The organism is Streptomyces hilarionis (assembly GCF_024539675.1).
GTDB classification, from domain to species: domain Bacteria; phylum Actinomycetota; class Actinomycetes; order Streptomycetales; family Streptomycetaceae; genus Streptomyces; species Streptomyces hilarionis.
Genome location: NZ_JAHHIT010000614.1, coordinates 1 through 311, shown reverse-complemented (window position 1 = coordinate 311; position 311 = coordinate 1). Strand labels below are relative to the sequence as shown.

1 protein-coding gene is annotated in these 311 nt (G+C 53.1%); it reads left to right on the top strand.

All coding sequences use genetic code 11. From position 1 onward, the window contains the following. Positions 1-79: 79 nt before the first annotated feature. Positions 80-311 (top strand): hypothetical protein (locus tag KMS84_RS44345; RefSeq protein WP_256921520.1); only part of this gene is annotated, 232 nt, incomplete at its 3' end.

Here is a 311-nt window from a genome sequence, read left to right as displayed (position 1 = left end):
GTATTACATTTGCTATACGTTCTTTTGGCAGTTATCGTTAGCCTGAATATGTCCCATTTTTGGCTCTGAGAGGACCACCGTGGCGAAGACACTACCCATACGTTTAAACGACGACCAAGAGGCTCGCCTAGAGCAAGCGGCGGCGTTAGCAGGCTACAAACACCTGTCCACCTATGTGCGTGACAGGGCTCTGGCCAGCGAGAAATCAGGTGGCCGACAGACCGATTTGGACAGCTGGGCAGATCAGCAACGCGTGCTTGGTTTGCTCGAAAACGTCAGTCAGGCTCAGGCGCAAAACCGAACCCTGTTGA